The following is a 16,634-nucleotide window of genomic DNA, read 5'->3' as shown; positions in this document are numbered from 1 at the left end:
CTACTCGGCCAGCCCGCACGCGGCGCGGAGCTCTGCCACGCGGTCGGTGCACTCCCAGGTGAAGTCCTCGTCCTCGCGACCGAAGTGGCCGTAGGCGGCCGTCTTCTCGTAGATGGGACGACGCAGGTCCAGGTCGCGGATGATCGCGCCAGGACGCAGATCGAACACGTGCTTGACGGCCTCGGTGATGGTGACTTCGTCGACCGCACCCGTGCCGAACGTATCAACCATGATGGACAGCGGGTAACTCACGCCGATGGCGTAGGCGAGCTCGATCTCGCAGCGGTCGGCGAAACCCGCGGCAACCACGTTTTTGGCAACCCAACGCGCGGCGTACGCGGCGGAGCGGTCGACCTTGGTGCAATCCTTACCGCTGAACGCACCGCCACCGTGGCGGCCCATGCCGCCGTAGGTATCGACGATGATCTTGCGGCCGGTGAGGCCGGTGTCGCCCATGGGGCCGCCCACCACGAAGCGGCCAGTGGGGTTCACGTAGAGGGTCGCACCCTCCCACGGGATGCCCGCGGCCTCCATGACGGGTGCGATCACGTGCTCGCGCATGTCGGCCTCGATGACGGACATGTCCTCGATCTCGGGTGCATGCTGCGTGGAGATGACGATGGTCTCCACCGCGACGGGGCGCCCGCCTTCGTAGCGAACGGTGACCTGGGTCTTGCCGTCGGGGCGCAGATACGGCAGCGTGCCGTCGTGGCGCACCGCGGCGAGGCGCTCCGCCAGGCGGCTGGACAGATAATGCGGCATCGGCATGAGCGTAGGCGTCTCGTTGGACGCGTAGCCGAACATCATACCCTGGTCACCCGCGCCGATGAGGTCGAGCGGGTCGGTGGTGCGGCCGGCCTGGGCGTCGAAGGACTCGTCCACGCCCTGCGCGATATCGGGGCTCTGCTCGTGGATAAGGTTAAGCACGCCGCAGGTGTCGCAGTCGAAGCCGAACTTGGCACGGTCGTACCCGATGCGACGAACGACCTCGCGCGCGATATTCTGCACATCGATGTAGGCCTCCGTGCGGATCTCGCCGGCAACGATCACGGTGCCGGTGGTGACGAAGGTCTCGCATGCGCAGCGGACGTTCTCGAGCTTGGCCGGCTGGCCGCTGGGTGCGATATAGCCCTTAGCCTCGAGCTCGGCCTCCTTCGCGAGGATGGCGTCGAGAATGGCGTCGGAGATCTGGTCCGCGATTTTGTCGGGGTGACCCTCAGTGACCGACTCGGAGGTGAAGACGAAGGAATCTGCGCCGAAGTCGGCGGCGCGAGCCGGTTCCATGGTGGAACGATTCTCAGTTGGCATGGATGCCCCTTTCATATAGACGCCCGGCGACCGTTACCATTCCGCCGGGCATGTGGCTGAACGATTGTACCGCGCATGCGCTTTTCGCGCGCATCGTCAAGCGAACAACATGCGAACGCTATAATGGCTCTGTTTGAACGTATGCCTTCTGCAACCACAAGGAGCACGAGAATGAGCGATTCCGTCCGCGTCCGCTTTGCGCCCTCGCCCACCGGCAAGCTGCACATCGGCGGCGCCCGCACCGCCATCTACAACTGGGCCTTCGCCCGCGCCAATGGCGGCACCTTCATCCTGCGCATCGACGACACCGACCCAACCCGCTCCACCGACGAGAACACCCAGATCATCCTGCGCGCCATGCGCTGGCTGGGACTCGACTGGGACGAGGGCCCCGAGGTCGGCGGTGACTTCGGCCCCTATTCGCAGACCGAGCGCCTGAACCTCTACAAGCAGACCGCCGAGCGCCTGCTCGCCGAGGGCAAAGCCTACCCCTGCTTCTGCACGCCCGAGCAGCTGGCCGCCGACCGCGAGGCCGCCCAGGCCCGCAAGGACCCCTTCCAGGGCTATCAGCGCCGCTGCCGCGACCTCTCGCCGGAGGAGGCCCAGGCGCGCATCGACGCCGGCGAGCCCTACGTCCTGCGCATCAAGGTGCCGGAGGATCGCGGCAACGTCGTGATCAACGACGCCGTCCACGGCGAGGTCACCTTCGACGCCAAGGAGCTCGATGACTTCGTGATCTTCCGCTCCGACGGAACCCCCACGTACAACTTCGCCACCGTGGTGGACGACGCGCTCATGGGCATCACCCACGTCATCCGCGGCGACGACCACCTCTCCAACACCCCCCGCCAGGTCATGGTCTACGAGGCCATGGGCGCCCCCGTGCCCGTGTTCGCCCATATCTCCATGATCTTGGGTGCCGACGGCAAGAAGCTCTCCAAGCGCCACGGCGCCACCTCCGTGGAGGAGTACCGCGACGCCGGCTACCTGTCCGACGCCTTCGTGAACTACCTGGCGCTGCTCGGCTGGTCGCTCGATGGCGAGACCACGGTCATCCCGCGCGACGTACTCGCAAGCCAGTTCAGCCTGGAGCGCATCTCCAAGAACCCCGCGACCTTCGATCCCAAGAAGCTCGACTGGATGAACGCCGAGTACATCAACGCGATGTCCAACGCCGACTTCGCCGATCAGATCATGCTGCCGGAGCTGCTCAAGGCCGGGCTGATTAAGGAGGGTTTCGAAGCCGATGCGGCATGGCTCGACGCCCTTGCCGAGATCGTTCGCCCGCGCACCAAGATGCCAGCCGACGCCGCGACCGTTGCCGCGCCCGTCTTCGCCACCGCCGAGACGCTCGCGTACGACGAGAAATCCGTGTCCAAGGGCCTCGCCAAGGAGGGCATGGGTGCGGTGCTCGACGCCGCGCGTACCGCACTTGAGGCCGTGACCGACTGGACGGCCGAGAACATCGACGGCGCGCTCGAGCCTCTACCCGAGGTACTCGATGTGAAGAAGCGCCTGGTGTTCGGCGCCGTGCGCGTGGCAGAATGCGGCAACATGGTGAGCCCCCCGCTCGGTGAGACCATGGCGCTCATCGGCCGCGACGACTGCCTCGCCCGTATCGACCGCGCCCGCCCGATGGCGCTCTAGTCCGTCAACCTGTCCGGAACCCCACATATCTTGCCTCTGCGCTCAGCTTCGCGCTGCTCAGAAATCGCTTCGAGGCAAGATGTGTGGGGTTCCTGCATTTACCCACTCGAAGCCATCGGACGGGCGCGATCGCTCCGGTGCAGCTCGCCCCGACGATTCGCTACACTTATTTTGTTGTTGCGTGATTTGAACGCTGGATGTTCGGATTCGTGATGGTCAGGGCGCGCATGGGGTTTACGCCCTGCGCGATTTCTGAGCAAAGCGAAGCTGAGCGCAGGGCGTAAACCCCATGCGCGCCCGTCGACAAGGAGAGACCATGCCCACCAAGCCGCTTTCGTTTGCGACCACCTCTGCGTTCGAGATCTTAGGGCCAATCATGGTGGGCCCCTCGTCCTCGCACACGGCCGGTGCCCTACGATGCGCTCGCGTTGCCGCGACCTTGCTCGAGGGCGAGCCCACACACGTCACCTTTACCCTGTGGAACAGCTTTGCCCATACGTACCGCGGCCACGGCACCGACCGCGCGCTCGTGGCAGGTGTCCTCGGGCTTGATACGGATGACGAACGCATCCGTGATGCGTTCTCGCTCGCAAAAGGAAAAGGACTCGACTACAAGTTCGTCATAGGCGGAGACGACCCCTCGATCCATCCCAATACGGTTGACATTGCACTCGAAAGCTCGAAGGGATCGTCGTGCAATGTGCGCGGCGAGAGCCTTGGCGGAGGTAAGATGCGCATCAGCGCGATCAATGGCGTCCACGTTGAGATCTCGGGGCTGTACACGACGCTCTTCGTCGCTCACCTTGATGCTCCGGGGGCCCTCGCCGCGCTCACCGGCGCCCTCGCGAAAGCCCACATGAATATCGCCTTCTGCCGCACGTACCGCACGGAGCAGGGCGGGCATGCGTATTCGGTCTTTGAGACCGATGGCGCACCACAGCATGGCGTGCTTCCCATCGTCCGCTCGCTCGACCTGGTGACCTACGCGACCTTCATCGAGCTCCCCGGCTCGGTCGCTACCCTGGGCCCCGGAATCTCCGTACCCGATCTATTCGATGACGCGGCGCAGCTGCTCCAAGCGTGCGTAGAGCACGATTCGAACATCGGACACGTCATGCGCATGCGCGAAGAGCGCATGGTTGGCGCCGATCGCGCGCGTCGCTGCATGGAGCGCGTGATTAATGTCATGCGCGAGGAAACGACCAAACCCCTCGTAGATCCGCAGCGCTCCCTTGGGGGCTTCCTCAACGGCGAAGCACAACGTGTCCATCTCGGAAGCGCGCTGCATGCCCCAAGCCTCCTGGGCTCAACGCAGACTGAGGCGGTCGCGCGTGCGATGGCGGTGCTCGAGCGCTCGGCAACCATGGGCGTCATCGTCGCAGCCCCCACCGCCGGCTCCGCGGGTGTCGTGCCGGGATGCGTGCTCGCAGTGGCGCCTAAGCTGGCACATGACCGGGATGCAATCGACACGATGATCGAGGAAGCCTTGTATTGCGCAGCGGCAGTAGGGCTCATCCTCTCAACGTCCGCCTGCGTGGCGGGTGCGGAGGGCGGCTGTCAGGCTGAAGTCGGATCTGCAGCGGCCATGGCGGCGGCGGCGTTGGTCCAAATGCATGGGGGAACGCCCGCACAGGCGCTCGATGCGGCGTCGATCACCCTTTCCAACCTTCTCGGCCTTGTGTGCGACCCTGTGGGCGGGCTCGTCGAGGTGCCCTGTCAAAACCGTAATGCCATCGGTGTCGCGGCAGCATTCACCTCGGCTCAGCTCGTGCTCTCGGGCGTGCACGCCCTCGTGCCGCTTGACGAGATGGCAAAGGTCATGCTCAATGTGGGGCACGCCCTCCCCTCGTCGCTACGTGAAACGGCCAAGGGAGGCATCGCCGTGGCTCCCTCCGCCCTGCGTGCCTGCGACCGGTGCGGCATGTGCATGGCCTAGTTGTGCACGATCACGCAATCGCCCACTTGAATGAGGTTGTAGAGTTCCCCCGCTTTATCCGTGGGAAGATTGATGCAACCGTGGCTACCCGCCCATAGATATGCAGTCGGATTCGTGAACACGGAGGGCGACTGCCAACTCGCATCGTGCAGACCAATGAGATTGCCCACAAACGGCATCCAGTACGCGACAGGCGAACGGTAGTCAGGCTCACCGTCTTTATCCATATCCATGCCGATGAGCGTCTCGTTTTGACGCTTGGCATTCAAGATGTACACACCGGTGGGCGTGGCGTCCCCCTCATTCGGGTTGCCCGTCACGCAGCCACTCTCCCACAGGATATTGCCCGACGCATCGTAATAGCGGCAATGTTGCTCGGTGAGGTCGATATCGCAGTAGGCACCCCAGTCCTTCTCGCCCTTGGCCGTCCAAACGGCGGCATTCTGGAGCGTCGGGATGTCGATCTCGCCTACCTGCTTGTTCGCGACGGCCTCCTGCAGGAGCGTCACCAACTGTTGCTCGTCGCTATTCCAACCATAGGTGCCACCCGAAACCGTGACGACCTTGCCGTCTGGACGCGTATACGTCCTCTGGCAACCGATGGTGTCGAGCTTAGTCTCCGCAAGATCACGCACCCACTGGGCAAGGGGTTCCGTACTCAATGTGGGCTTGAGGGACTCGTCGAACGTCATCCACTGGACAAACGTGGCCCCGTCGAGCGTAGCGACCACCGATCCGCCCATCTTCAAATCGACATCGGTTCCAATCAAGCTATTGGCTTGATCTATCGCGGCCTGCAGCTCAGACTCCGATGCCCCGCCCGCGAGCGGAACAAAGCTCCCCTCATCGAGCGTCACGCTTTTACTCAGGGTCGAAATCGCCCGCAACGCGGCGACCTCAATGGCCTCCTTGTCGAGCCTTTGATTGGAACGCGCCTTTTCCAGCGTGAACTTGCCCGCATCGGCGTCATACGCTCCCGCGGCGTCGAACGTACCAGTGCGCGTCTCATTAAATGCATCGAGGGCAGCATCCAAATCGGCAAGGAAGGCATCGCGGTCGAATCCTTGCGGCAGGTCGATCTGGTCGAGTGAGACCTCCTCAGCACCATCGGCACTCGACTCGACGGCATCATTGGAATCAGTATTGGAGAGCGCCTCAACCAGGCGGACCGGCCACTCGAACGGATCGTTCGCACCGATGGTGCGATCGACCGCGGCCTCCGCGTCAATCACCTCACTGGCGGACTCCGGATCGAACGTCCAGGTAAAGCCATCGCCCTCAACCGTGAGCCTATAGCCCTCCGCGGACGAACGGACGCGTGAAATCGCAGTGTCGCGGGTCATAAGCGATACATCGGTGTCGGCAATGACCGTGTTGGGGTAGCACACGTTGCCGAACAAGACGACACCACCGCCATAGGCGATGATGAGCACGGCGAGAACGACGCCGAGCGCGATGAGGACACGATGCCCGCGAGATCCGTTCGGCTTGCTCCCGGGCGTTTCGCGCCAGTGACCCCCGCCGGCATGAACCCGCCCGCGGTCGCTCTCGAACGATCGCCCGCGCGCGCCATGGGAAAGCGGTGCCGGTGACATGACGGTCGTCTTCTCCTGCATGGGCGATGGCGTATTCTGAAGCGGCGTGTTCATCTTGAAGATCAGCTCTCATGGTAATCGTTGCCTGAACGCAGCCATTATAGCTTAGACGAGCACCGACAACAGGAGGCCAATCGCCCGCAAATGGCGAGGTATCGCTTGCGTAAACCCCGCTTACAGAAGTGTCACCCCGCGTTGGCTCCACTCGATTTTACAATGGAGACACATACCCGAAATCACCGGCACCGTTCGCATCAAACGCGATTTGGAGGCACATCTTGTCAACCCGCATCCTTCTGGTCGAAGACGACCCCCTCATCATCGAGGCACTCACCGAGCTCCTCGTCGAGTCGGGTTATCACGTCGACACCGCGGACACGCAGCAGCGTGCCATCGAACTCGCTGCGCCCGCAACGGGATTGCATCTCTATCAGCTCGTGCTCCTCGACGTCACGCTCAGGCAGGGCAACGGATTCGCAGTCTGCGCAGCCATTAAGGAGAACACTCCTGACGTCCCCGTGATCTTCCTCACCGCATCCGACGATGAGTTCAACACGGTCACCGGGCTTCAAATGGGTGCCGACGACTACGTTGCCAAGCCCTTTCGCCCACGCGAGCTGCTCGCCCGCATCGCCGCGATCATGAGGCGCTCGCAGCCAAGCAGACGCATCGTGGGCCTCGGGCCCATACGCATCGACACCGATCGCGCGTATGTCGAACGGGCAGGCAAGGAGCTTACGCTCTCGGCACTCGAATATCGCCTGCTGTTGCTCTTCGCCACCAATCCTGGCAAGCTCGTGACACGCGACAAGATACGCGACGCCCTTTGGGACAGCGCGGGGACCTACATCGAGGAGAACACGCTCTCCGTATACATCAAGCGCCTGCGCGACAAGATTGAAGACGACCCCAGCCACCCCAGGCTCATCCAGACGGTCCGCGGCATGGGCTACAAGGCGGAAGGGTAACCGATGCTGTTGAGGAATCGAGAGGTCAGATGCGCCCTCCTTGTCTGCCTCACCGTGACGATAGCGGGAAGCATTGCAACGTATCTGGGAACGATGCACCTGGTTAAACAGATTCAGAGTCAGTCTTATCTTGTCATGACGGGCATAGTGCAAGAGAGCACAACGAACGCAATCACGTTCACCTCATCTGCCGGAGCCATCGCCATGGTGGCGGGGCTTTGCACCCTCGCCACGGGGTCACTGGTCACCGGTGTCTTCATCATTACCACCCGTCATCGGTACCGTGAGCTCGCACGCATGGCGCAGAATCTGGACCGTGTTCTCGCCGGGGAACGCGACATAAAACTACGCGACATGAACGAGGGAGAGCTCGCCATTCTCTCCAGCGAGATCGGCAAGGTCATCGCACGCCTGCACCTCACCGTCGATGAGCTGCAGGCAGAAAAGCTCGCCCTCTCGGACGCGCTTGCCGATATCTCGCATCAGCTCAAAACGCCCTTGACCTCCATCGCCATCAGCACCGAGCTCATCCGCGACCGTCTGGCCGAACGCGGGGACGCACGTGACATGGTCGAACGCCTGCGTCTGGTGCAAAGGCTCCAAGGGCGCGTTGAGGACCTGGTGTCCGCTCTGCTCAAGCTCGCGCGGATCGACGCCGGCGTCGTCAAACTCGTGAGCGGCCCGGTCGACGCCTCCGAGCTTGTGCGCAAGAGCTTTGAGCCCCTCGCCATCGCCTTCGATATCGCTGGTGTGGATTTCTCCTCATCCGTTCAGGAGGGATCCGGATACGAGGGCGATTTGTCCTGGAGCATCGAGGCGCTCGGCAACATACTCAAGAACTGCATGGAGCACACGCCGGCAGGGGGACGCGTGACCCTGTGCGTCACGCAAGATGTCCTGGCGTGTCGCATACGCGTGGAGGACACCGGCCCGGGCATCGCCGAGGCCGACCTTCCCCACATCTTCGAGCGTTTCTACCGCGGGGAACGAGGTCGTGCCGAAGACGAGCCCTCGACCGAGGTGAATCCGGCGGGAGTCGGCATCGGACTTTCGCTCGCCAAAAGCCTCGTCACGGCCCAAGGAGGCACCCTCACCGCCGAGAACGTTCGAGATGAGGCAGGCGCGGTCACGGGGGCCGCATTCACCATCGTCTTCTTCAAGACAGTCGTGTAGGGGGCAACGAGCGATTGCGGATCCACACGCTTTGTGTCACGGACCGCTTCGCTCCAGAACCGCCCTTGCGACATGCAACACCGCCCAATGCCTGCTGCCACCGCCCCCCCAACGCCACGGGATCATTGCGCACGTGACATATCTGTCACCCCGCGGTCATGGCATGGAAAGGACACTCGTCCAGTATCGTAGACAAGCATCCGCCAGGCGAAAGGACGGCCATGAACATCCTCGAAGTCGAGCATCTCACCCGCGTATACGGATCGGGCGACACGGCCGTGACCGCCCTCGACGATGTGAGCTTCTCCGTCGAAGCAGGCGAGTTCATCGCGATCATCGGCAGCTCGGGGTCGGGCAAATCAACCCTCATGCACCTCATGGGCGGCGTCGACCGCCCCACCTCCGGCACCGTCAAGCTGCAGGGGCAGGACATCTTCGCCCGTAGCGATGAGCAGCTGGCCGTATTCCGTCGTCGGGAGGTGGGACTGGTCTACCAGTTCTACAATCTCATTCCCGTACTCGATGTAGTCGAAAACATGACGCTTCCCGTCCTCATGGACGGACGCACCATCAACGAGCAGCGGCTTTCGGCGCTCATGCGCGCGCTCGGCCTCACCGGTCGCGAGCACTACCTTCCTAACCAGCTCTCCGGCGGCCAGCAGCAGCGCGTCGCGATCGGTCGAGCCCTCATGAACGCCCCCTCCGTTGTTCTCGCCGACGAGCCCACCGGCAATCTCGATTCGAGAAACTCCGCCGAGATCATGAACTTGTTGAGGGCCTCGAACAAACAATTCAAGCAGACCCTCATCGTCATCACCCACGACGAGGATGTCGCGCTTATGGCCGACCGCGTGATCGCCATCGAGGACGGCCGCGTCGTGAGTGATGAGCGGAGGGCATAACATGAACGCGCCACGTACCCCCCGCGCCTCCTCGAACGAGGGTGGCACCTCCCCGCTCGGTTCCCGCAGCGGTATTTTTCGGCACTTCGCCGCACGCTCACTCAAGCTCAACCGCACACGCTCCATCGTCTCCATCATCGGCATCGCCCTCTCGTGCGCCCTCATCACGGCCATCTTCACGAGCGTCGTCACCCTGTACGGGGGATTGCTCAAAGCGGAGATCGTCACTGACGGCACTTGGCAGGTCGAACTGGTGAACGTGCCCGAAGACGAGCTCGACACCGTGCATGCCGACACGCGCGTGGAGGAAAGCTATGATCGCATCTCATACGGCGATGCCCTCATGCCCAAGAGCTTTGAGGGGTACTGGGGCCGCTACCTGAGCGTACAGGAATGGCCCACGGCGGACGCCGTGGGAGATCTCAAGCCGCTCCCCACCATCCCCGAGGGCCGCGCGCCCGAGGCCGCCGACGAGATCGTCCTCAACCTCGACCTCAAGGGCATGACCGTCGAGAACGGCAGACAACTCTACGACGCCCTGCCCTCGACCGTTAAGGACGCTGACGCCCCGCGTGCCAGCTGGGACGGTGCCCTCGAGATCGGTAGCACCATTGAGCTTGCACTCGGCCAGCGTATGTTCGTGGACGCCGAGAGCGGCACGGAGATTCCCTGCCTCTACGACGAGTCGCTCTATACCACCACGACCGATAAGGGCGATGTGATCAGTGAGTACCTGGCCGACATCGAACCCGCTCGGACGTACAAGGTCGTGGGCTTCTATGCACCCAAGAACGCGCAAGCCATGGACGTGTGGGGCTACTCCCTGCCTGGATATTTGGGCTTCGTCTCCTCGTCAGACCTCCCGGTGCGTCAGACGAGCGTGTACCTCACCACCAACCTTACCAGTCGCGCCGCGATCGACAAGTTCATCGTGGATTACACCGGCCTCGACCACGCCCTCTTCAACGGCGGCAATCGGGGCGACCTCGAGAACATGACCGTAACTGGCCAGACCGTCGCGTATTCGCATAACTCCCTCCTGCGCTACCAGGGTATGACGGACGACCGCTCCATCTGGGGAACCCTCTACACGCTTGCCGCGATCCTCTCAACCGTGGTGATCGTCGCCTCCATATCGCTCATCTACAACTCCTTCGCCATCGCGGTGTCCGAGCGCACCCGCCAGTTCGGGCTGCTGTCCTCGCTCGGAGCCAGTAAGCGCCAGTTGCGCCGCACGGTCTACGCCGAGGCACTCATGCTCGCCGGCATTGGCATCCCCATAGGCCTGGCCGTCGGGCTCGCAGGCACCTTCGTGGTGTTCAACGTCGCGGGCGAGGGCATAGGCATGCTCATCGACCAGGAGGCTTTCGCCGACACGGGTCTCACCTCCATCACCGTGAACCCCATCGTGCTAGCCGTCTGCGCCCTGCTGGCACTCGTGACGGTGCTCGTCAGTGCCGCCATTCCGGCGTGGCGCGCGAGCCGCGTGTCCGCCGTGGACGCCATCCGCGCGAGCCGCGATGTGCGCCTCACCCGCCGTGAACGCCGCGGCATACGCGGCATGGGACGAGCCGCACGCACCGGAGCTCACGCACACCCCATCGCGCGCACCCTCGACGGCCTGCGCCTTCGCATGGGCGGCGTGCCGGCGCTGCTCTCCCATCGCAACCTCACGCGTGCCAGCTCCAAGGGACGCGTCGCCGTCGCCTCGCTCGCAGTCTCCGTCGCGCTCATCATCATTTCCGGTGGCATCTCGCACTACCTCGGCTTTCTCACCCAAGTGGTCGACAGCGGCGGTGGCGATATCGAGGTGAACCTCAGCCGCATGCTGACGGACGAAGAGACCACCGCTGACGGCGTCGCCGCGATAGACCAGGCGTATCGAGAGCTCGGCGGCGCGAAGACCGCTACCGGCAACGGCTACATGATCATGAGTTCGCTCTTCGCCAGCTTCGACGCCGGCATGATCGACTACGACGAGCTGTCCAGCCAAAGCGACCAGTACGATATGCCCGACCGTGGGCAGACGGCGGACGGCACCGTGTACGCGCCCACCTCGGCCCTGTTCGTCGACGAGGACTCCTGGCGCGAGATCCTCGAGGCCAACGGGCTCGACGAGGCACGCTACGACGACCCCGACAGCCCCGTGGCCGTAGCGCTCAACGGTACGCAATCCAACGACGGCAGGCGCTATTCGGTGCGTGACCTGTTCGAGGGCACGGGCTCAGCGCGTATCTTCACGAACATCTCGACCGTGGAGGACACCTCGCTCGTCGAGGTTGGAGTCGAAGATGGTGCCCCCATCGTGCGCTACGAGGGCTACGGCAGCGGCGACGAGGCGCGCTACGACGAAGACGGCAACCCGATCTTCCGCAACGTGACCCGCCCGCTCGAAGAGGTTCTGCTCGATTCGTACGACCTGCCCGTAGGCGCGATCGTCAAGACCTTCCCCGACTCCATCAAGTCCTACGCGTCCATCTGGCCCACCCTCGTGCTGCCCGTGAGCGCCCTGCCCGCGCTGGCAGCCGACACGGAGGACGTGAAGACCGACGTCGACACCGGCAGCCTCGCCGCGCCCTTCGCGTTCCACTCGGCGCAAGGGTCGTACGGCAATGCGATGTACGCCTACCTCTCCTACGACGCGGAGGACTCGCGCGCCGCCGAGACCGAGATGAACACGATGGTCGCCAGCGACTTAAGCGGATCCGAGTGGTACACCACGCACCTCACCAACAATGCCGAGAACGTGAGGACCTCCCGTCTCATGGCCGAGACCGTGCAGCTGTTCATCACCTGTTTCATCCTCATCACCAGCGCCATCGCCGTGGCCAACGTATTCAACACGCTCACGAACTCGATCATCCTGCGCCGACGCGAGTTCGCCATGCTCAAGAGCATCGGCATGGGCAATCGCGCATTCTGGCGCATGATCGCACTCGAGTGCCTGTCCTACGCATGGCGCGGGCTTGCCCTCGGGCTCGCACTCGGCGGCATCGTGACGTTCTTCATCTACCAGGCCATGATGATGAGCTTTGCTGGACTCGACTTCGTGGTGCCCGCTGGCTGGGTATTCGCCGCCGTTGGCGTGGTCGTGCTCGTGCTCGCGCTCTCGACCATTTACGCTTTACGGAAGTCAAGTGTCAGGTCCATCGTGCAGACCCTGCGCGAGGACGCCATCTAATGAGCGAGGGATGCGCCGGGGGTGGGCGCGCCGAGCATTCCACGCGCATCCTCAAATGTGAGTGATGCGCAGGCTGCACCTGCCTCCTTCGCCCCACGACCGTATCAACCCGACGAAAGGATTGACCGTGTCCGACTCCACGCCCGAGAACACCAACCCTACCGATGAGTTCCTGAGCACGCTCGAAGACACTCCGCAGCCCACGCGGAAACTCAAGCTCCCCGAGATCATACCGGTGATTCACCGCGGACCAAGCGGTGACGGCGGTACAACCGGCGCGTCGACTGGCACCGAATCTCCCTACGCTGAGGATGCCGACGCGACACCGCTTGAGGGCTCCGACGCGGAGGCATACGCGGCCCTCAAGGCCAAGCGCGCAAAGCGCCGCAAGAAGAAGCTCATCCATCGCGCCATCATCGCCGGCATAGCGGGTGCCCTCGTCATCGGCGGCGTCGTTGCCGTGAACGTGCTCAACCAACAACCCGAGCAGGTCATGGAAGCCGTGACCGACATCGCGACGCAAGGCACGTTCTCCACGGTCATCGACTCAAAAGGCACTCTACAGCCCATGTCCTCGACGGTCATCACGCCCGAGGTGACCGGGCAGATCGAGTCCATCAACGTCGTCGCCGGGCAGCACGTGAACGAGGGCGATGTCCTCATGACCATCAAGAATCCGGATCTCGACCGCGCCGTTGCCGAGGCGGAGCGGAACCTCAAGCAGGCGAAGTCCGACCTAGCCCTCGCCCAACAGACGCTCAAGCAGGCCAGCCAGATCGCCGCGGCACCCATAAACGATCCGACCGTAGCCACGGTCGATGACACGTCGAGCACGCAGTCGGCCGTCAACAGCGCACAATCTGCCGTAGAGGCCGCGCAGGCCGCGTACGACGACGCGCTTGCCAAGGCCGCGCTGCGCACGGTGAAGGCACCCGCAGGCGGTTCCATCGTCGCGCTCAACGCACAGGTGGGAGCCGACGTTGCCGAGAGCCTAGGCGGGACGAACGGAACGAGCGGACCCCTCATGCAGATCGCCGACCTCTCCAAGATGAAGGTCACTATCCAGGTTGACGAGCAGGATATCGCGAACGTCGCCGTTGATCAAACCGCGACCATCACCTGCCCTGCCTTCACCGACCTCATGCTCACCGGGCGCGTCACGGCAATCGCCTCCATCGCCTCGGGCAACACATCGACGATGTCCTATGACATGGGCGGCTCCCCCACCTTCGCCGTCGACATCCTCATAGATGCTCCCGACGCGCGCCTCAAGCCGGGAATGACCGCCGAGGTCTCACTCACCACGCAGCAACTCGACAACGTCGTGATGGTACCCGTGACGGCCCTTCTCACCGATGACGGGCAGAGCTACTACGTCAACGTCGAGACCGACCCCGAGACGCACGCCATGGAGCGTCTCGACGTCGAAGTCATCGCCAAGAACGACGACTTCGCCGTGATCGGCAAACCCGCCGACGCGCCTGCAGACCAGAACCCAGACATGCCCGAATCGCCCCTTTCAGACGGTGATGTCCTCGTGATAGCGGGCGGGAGCATGCCCGAGGGCATGGTTGACGGGGTCGAATCAGGCGGCGGAATGGCGGTGCTCTAATGGCCGTCCACCCCGTCATCGATATACGCCATATCCACCGCATCTTCGAAAGCGATGCGGGGCTGGCGCACATCTTGCACGACATCTCACTCTCCGTGATGCCCGGTGAGTTCGTGGCGATCACCGGCCCCTCGGGCTCCGGCAAATCGACCCTCATGAACATCCTGGGCTGCCTGGATACGCCCACCTCCGGTCGCTATCTGCTCGAAGGCCTCAACGTGGCGGAGCTTACCGACGATGAGCTTGCCGAGGTCCGCGCACTGCGCATCGGGTTCGTGTTCCAAAGCTTCAACCTGCTGCCGCGCATGACCGTGCTCGACAACGTGATGCTGCCGCTCTCCTATACCGATGTGCCACGCCGCGAGCGTGAAATGCGCGCCGTACACGCACTGCGCGCCGTGGGGCTGCCGGTGGACCATTACGACCATCGCACGAACGAGCTCTCGGGCGGTCAGATGCAACGCGTCGCCATTGCCCGCGCGCTCGTAAACGACCCGGCGATCATCCTTGCGGACGAGCCGACGGGAAACCTCGACTCCACCACCGGGCGGCAGGTCATGGACACCTTCCATGTGCTCAAACGAGTCGGCAAGACCATCGTACTCATCACGCACGACGCGGGCATCGCGGCCGAGGCGGACCGCGCCGTGCAAATCCGCGATGGACGTATCTTCGAGGGTGCCTATATCCCCTCGCCCAGTCCTTCCGCCCCCTCACTTCAGAACGGAGGTGCACGATGAGTTTCATCGACCTTGCGCGCGAGGCGTTACGCTCACTCGAAGCCAACCGCGGCCGCAGCCTGCTCACCATCCTCGGCATCGTCATCGGCATCGCCGCCGTCATCGCCATGACATCGCTCATCGGAGGCGTGCGTAACAGCCTCATAAGCGGCATGGGCCTCAATGCGGCGCGCATTGTCTACATCAATTGCGGCTATCCGCTCACGGACGACGACCTGGAGGACCTCAAGCGCCTCGTGCCCGACTACGAGGCCATTGAGGGGACGTGCGACAGCTATACGCAGGTGCAGGTGGGCGATAAAACCGTGAGCGCGGGCATCACGGGTGCCAGCCCCACATTCCTCGAGATGACCGGTGCCGCCTCCAAGCTCGCCGAGGGACGCATCTACACGTCCGCAGAGGCCGACGCGAGCAGCCGCGTGGCCCTCATTGGGCGCAACGGCGTCGAGGCGTTCTTCGGCAGCCCGGGTGCCGAAGCGGTTGGCAAGACCATCCAGCTCAACAACAAGAGCTACACGGTGCTCGGCATCCTCGACGACGGCACGACGGGCACGGACTACTGCAACATTTACATGCCCAAGGCCACCGTCTTACAGGATATCTCCCAGGACTGGGAATATCTTTCGAGCGTCGTGGGCCTAGCACGCGAAGGTGTTGACATCGAGTCCATCCAAGCCCAGACGGTCGAGCAGATCGCTACGCTCAAGAACATCCCCGAGGAGGACCGCGAATCGATGGTCTCCGTATGGTCCATGAAATCATCGATCGACCAGCTTGATACGTTCATGATGTCCTTCCAACTCATGATGGGATCTGTAGCGGGGATCTCCCTGCTTGTGGGTGGCATCGGCATCATGAACATGATGCTCACCAACGTGACCGAGAGGATTCGCGAAATCGGCGTGCGCCGTGCGCTCGGCGCCCGCAGACGCGATATCACTCTGCAATTCTTGGCAGAGAGCGCGACGCTATGCGTTGCCGGCGGCATCTTGGGCACACTCGCCGGATACGGAATCGCCTGGGGACTTGCGATCGGTGCCGGCGCCCTTGGCTTCGATCTGGGAAGCATGACGGGGATGGGTTCGACCGGAGCGGCGCTAACCCCTGCAGTGGAACCCGGCGCCATCGCACTTGCCGTCGGCATATCTATACTTATTGGCCTGGTATTCGGCTACTACCCAGCGCGGCGTGCGGCCAAACTCGATCCCGTCGAGTGCCTGCGATATCAGTGACATCGCCCGAGAGTGTAGAACCCGCGGCAACTGAACCTTGATCAGCCCCTGTGTGGCCCAGAATGTGAGACATTCTGGGCCACACATACAAATATCGACTATGTGTACCGTCTTCGCTTGATCCATGCGCACCGGCGAACCTGTTCAAGGACATTTGTTTATTATTTTTCGATAATCGGCGTTGATATAGCCCGTCGGAGCAGAAGAATCGTGCTCCGAGCTGCAAGTTGACGGCGATTTTGGTACACATTGTCGTTTTTTGTAATCTGAGTTGGCGGGCAGCATCCCTGCACCGAAAAAGCGAACGATCTCATCGATAGCGGTCGTGATGAACGCGTAG

Annotated in this window: 11 protein-coding genes; 9 read left to right on the top strand and 2 right to left on the bottom strand. The window is 63.1% G+C overall.

The window, feature by feature from the left end; genetic code table 11:
- Positions 1 to 1,308 (bottom strand): methionine adenosyltransferase, encoded by a 1,308-nt coding sequence (metK, locus tag Q5Q88_RS07195; protein WP_302742583.1) that lies wholly within the window; start codon positions 1,306 to 1,308, stop codon positions 1 to 3.
- A gap of 171 nt (positions 1,309 to 1,479) precedes the next feature.
- Between metK and gltX the strand changes: the two genes are divergently transcribed.
- The gene (gene gltX, locus Q5Q88_RS07190) at positions 1,480 to 2,955 is read left to right on the top strand and encodes a glutamate--tRNA ligase (RefSeq protein ID WP_118653782.1); all 1,476 of its coding nucleotides are present in this window, start codon (positions 1,480 to 1,482) and stop codon (positions 2,953 to 2,955) included.
- Between the two features lie 316 nt (positions 2,956 to 3,271).
- On the top strand, positions 3,272 to 4,891 hold the full coding sequence (sdaAA, locus tag Q5Q88_RS07185) for an L-serine ammonia-lyase, iron-sulfur-dependent, subunit alpha (protein ID WP_118653781.1): 1,620 nt from the start codon (positions 3,272 to 3,274) through the stop codon (positions 4,889 to 4,891).
- On the opposite strand, the gene Q5Q88_RS07180 is transcribed toward sdaAA, so the two are convergent.
- Complete coding sequence (locus Q5Q88_RS07180) at positions 4,888 to 6,507, bottom strand: L,D-transpeptidase (RefSeq protein ID WP_302742580.1); 1,620 nt, start codon at positions 6,505 to 6,507, stop codon at positions 4,888 to 4,890. The two genes, sdaAA and Q5Q88_RS07180, sit on opposite strands and share 4 nt — an antisense overlap.
- Before the next feature lie 257 nt (positions 6,508 to 6,764).
- On the opposite strand from Q5Q88_RS07180, the gene Q5Q88_RS07175 reads away from it, so the two are divergent.
- From Q5Q88_RS07175 to Q5Q88_RS07145, 7 genes are all read left to right on the top strand, one after another.
- A complete protein-coding gene (locus tag Q5Q88_RS07175) occupies positions 6,765 to 7,454 on the top strand; it encodes a response regulator transcription factor (RefSeq protein ID WP_302742578.1) in 690 nt (229 codons plus the stop codon).
- A 147-nt stretch (positions 7,455 to 7,601) separates the two neighbouring features.
- Positions 7,602 to 8,627: a sensor histidine kinase KdpD gene (locus Q5Q88_RS07170; RefSeq protein ID WP_233546174.1), complete on the top strand. Its 1,026-nt coding sequence runs from the start codon at positions 7,602 to 7,604 to the stop codon at positions 8,625 to 8,627.
- A gap of 221 nt (positions 8,628 to 8,848) precedes the next feature.
- Positions 8,849 to 9,529: an ABC transporter ATP-binding protein gene (locus Q5Q88_RS07165; RefSeq protein WP_302742576.1), complete on the top strand. Its 681-nt coding sequence runs from the start codon at positions 8,849 to 8,851 to the stop codon at positions 9,527 to 9,529.
- Between the two features lies 1 nt (position 9,530).
- Complete coding sequence (locus tag Q5Q88_RS07160) at positions 9,531 to 12,710, top strand: ABC transporter permease (protein WP_302742574.1); 3,180 nt, start codon at positions 9,531 to 9,533, stop codon at positions 12,708 to 12,710.
- 127 nt (positions 12,711 to 12,837) lie between these two features.
- The gene (locus Q5Q88_RS07155) at positions 12,838 to 14,322 is read left to right on the top strand and encodes an efflux RND transporter periplasmic adaptor subunit (RefSeq protein WP_302742572.1); all 1,485 of its coding nucleotides are present in this window, start codon (positions 12,838 to 12,840) and stop codon (positions 14,320 to 14,322) included.
- A complete protein-coding gene (locus Q5Q88_RS07150) occupies positions 14,322 to 15,062 on the top strand; it encodes an ABC transporter ATP-binding protein (RefSeq protein ID WP_302742570.1) in 741 nt (246 codons plus the stop codon). Before Q5Q88_RS07155 ends, Q5Q88_RS07150 begins: the two co-directional genes overlap by 1 nt.
- Positions 15,059 to 16,294, top strand: coding sequence for an ABC transporter permease (locus Q5Q88_RS07145; protein ID WP_302742568.1), 1,236 nt, complete (start codon positions 15,059 to 15,061; stop codon positions 16,292 to 16,294). The genes Q5Q88_RS07150 and Q5Q88_RS07145 overlap by 4 nt, the downstream gene beginning before the upstream one ends.
- The last annotated feature ends 340 nt before the right edge of the window (positions 16,295 to 16,634 follow it).

The organism is uncultured Collinsella sp., assembly GCF_959026545.1.
Taxonomy (GTDB): Bacteria; Actinomycetota; Coriobacteriia; order Coriobacteriales; family Coriobacteriaceae; genus Collinsella.
This window is presented reverse-complemented; position numbering and strand designations above follow the sequence as displayed.

Excerpts from the sequence above, each read along its gene's own strand:
- metK (WP_302742583.1), bottom strand. The coding sequence starts at position 1,308 with ATGCCAACTGAGAATCGTTCCACCATGGAACCGGCTCGCGCCGCCGAC.
- gltX (WP_118653782.1), top strand. The coding sequence starts at position 1,480 with ATGAGCGATTCCGTCCGCGTCCGCTTTGCGCCCTCGCCCACCGGCAAG.
- sdaAA (WP_118653781.1), top strand. The coding sequence starts at position 3,272 with ATGCCCACCAAGCCGCTTTCGTTTGCGACCACCTCTGCGTTCGAGATC.
- Q5Q88_RS07180 (WP_302742580.1), bottom strand. The coding sequence starts at position 6,507 with ATGCAGGAGAAGACGACCGTCATGTCACCGGCACCGCTTTCCCATGGC.
- Q5Q88_RS07165 (WP_302742576.1), top strand. The coding sequence starts at position 8,849 with ATGAACATCCTCGAAGTCGAGCATCTCACCCGCGTATACGGATCGGGC.
- Q5Q88_RS07160 (WP_302742574.1), top strand. The coding sequence starts at position 9,531 with ATGAACGCGCCACGTACCCCCCGCGCCTCCTCGAACGAGGGTGGCACC.
- Q5Q88_RS07150 (WP_302742570.1), top strand. The coding sequence starts at position 14,322 with ATGGCCGTCCACCCCGTCATCGATATACGCCATATCCACCGCATCTTC.
- Q5Q88_RS07145 (WP_302742568.1), top strand. The coding sequence starts at position 15,059 with ATGAGTTTCATCGACCTTGCGCGCGAGGCGTTACGCTCACTCGAAGCC.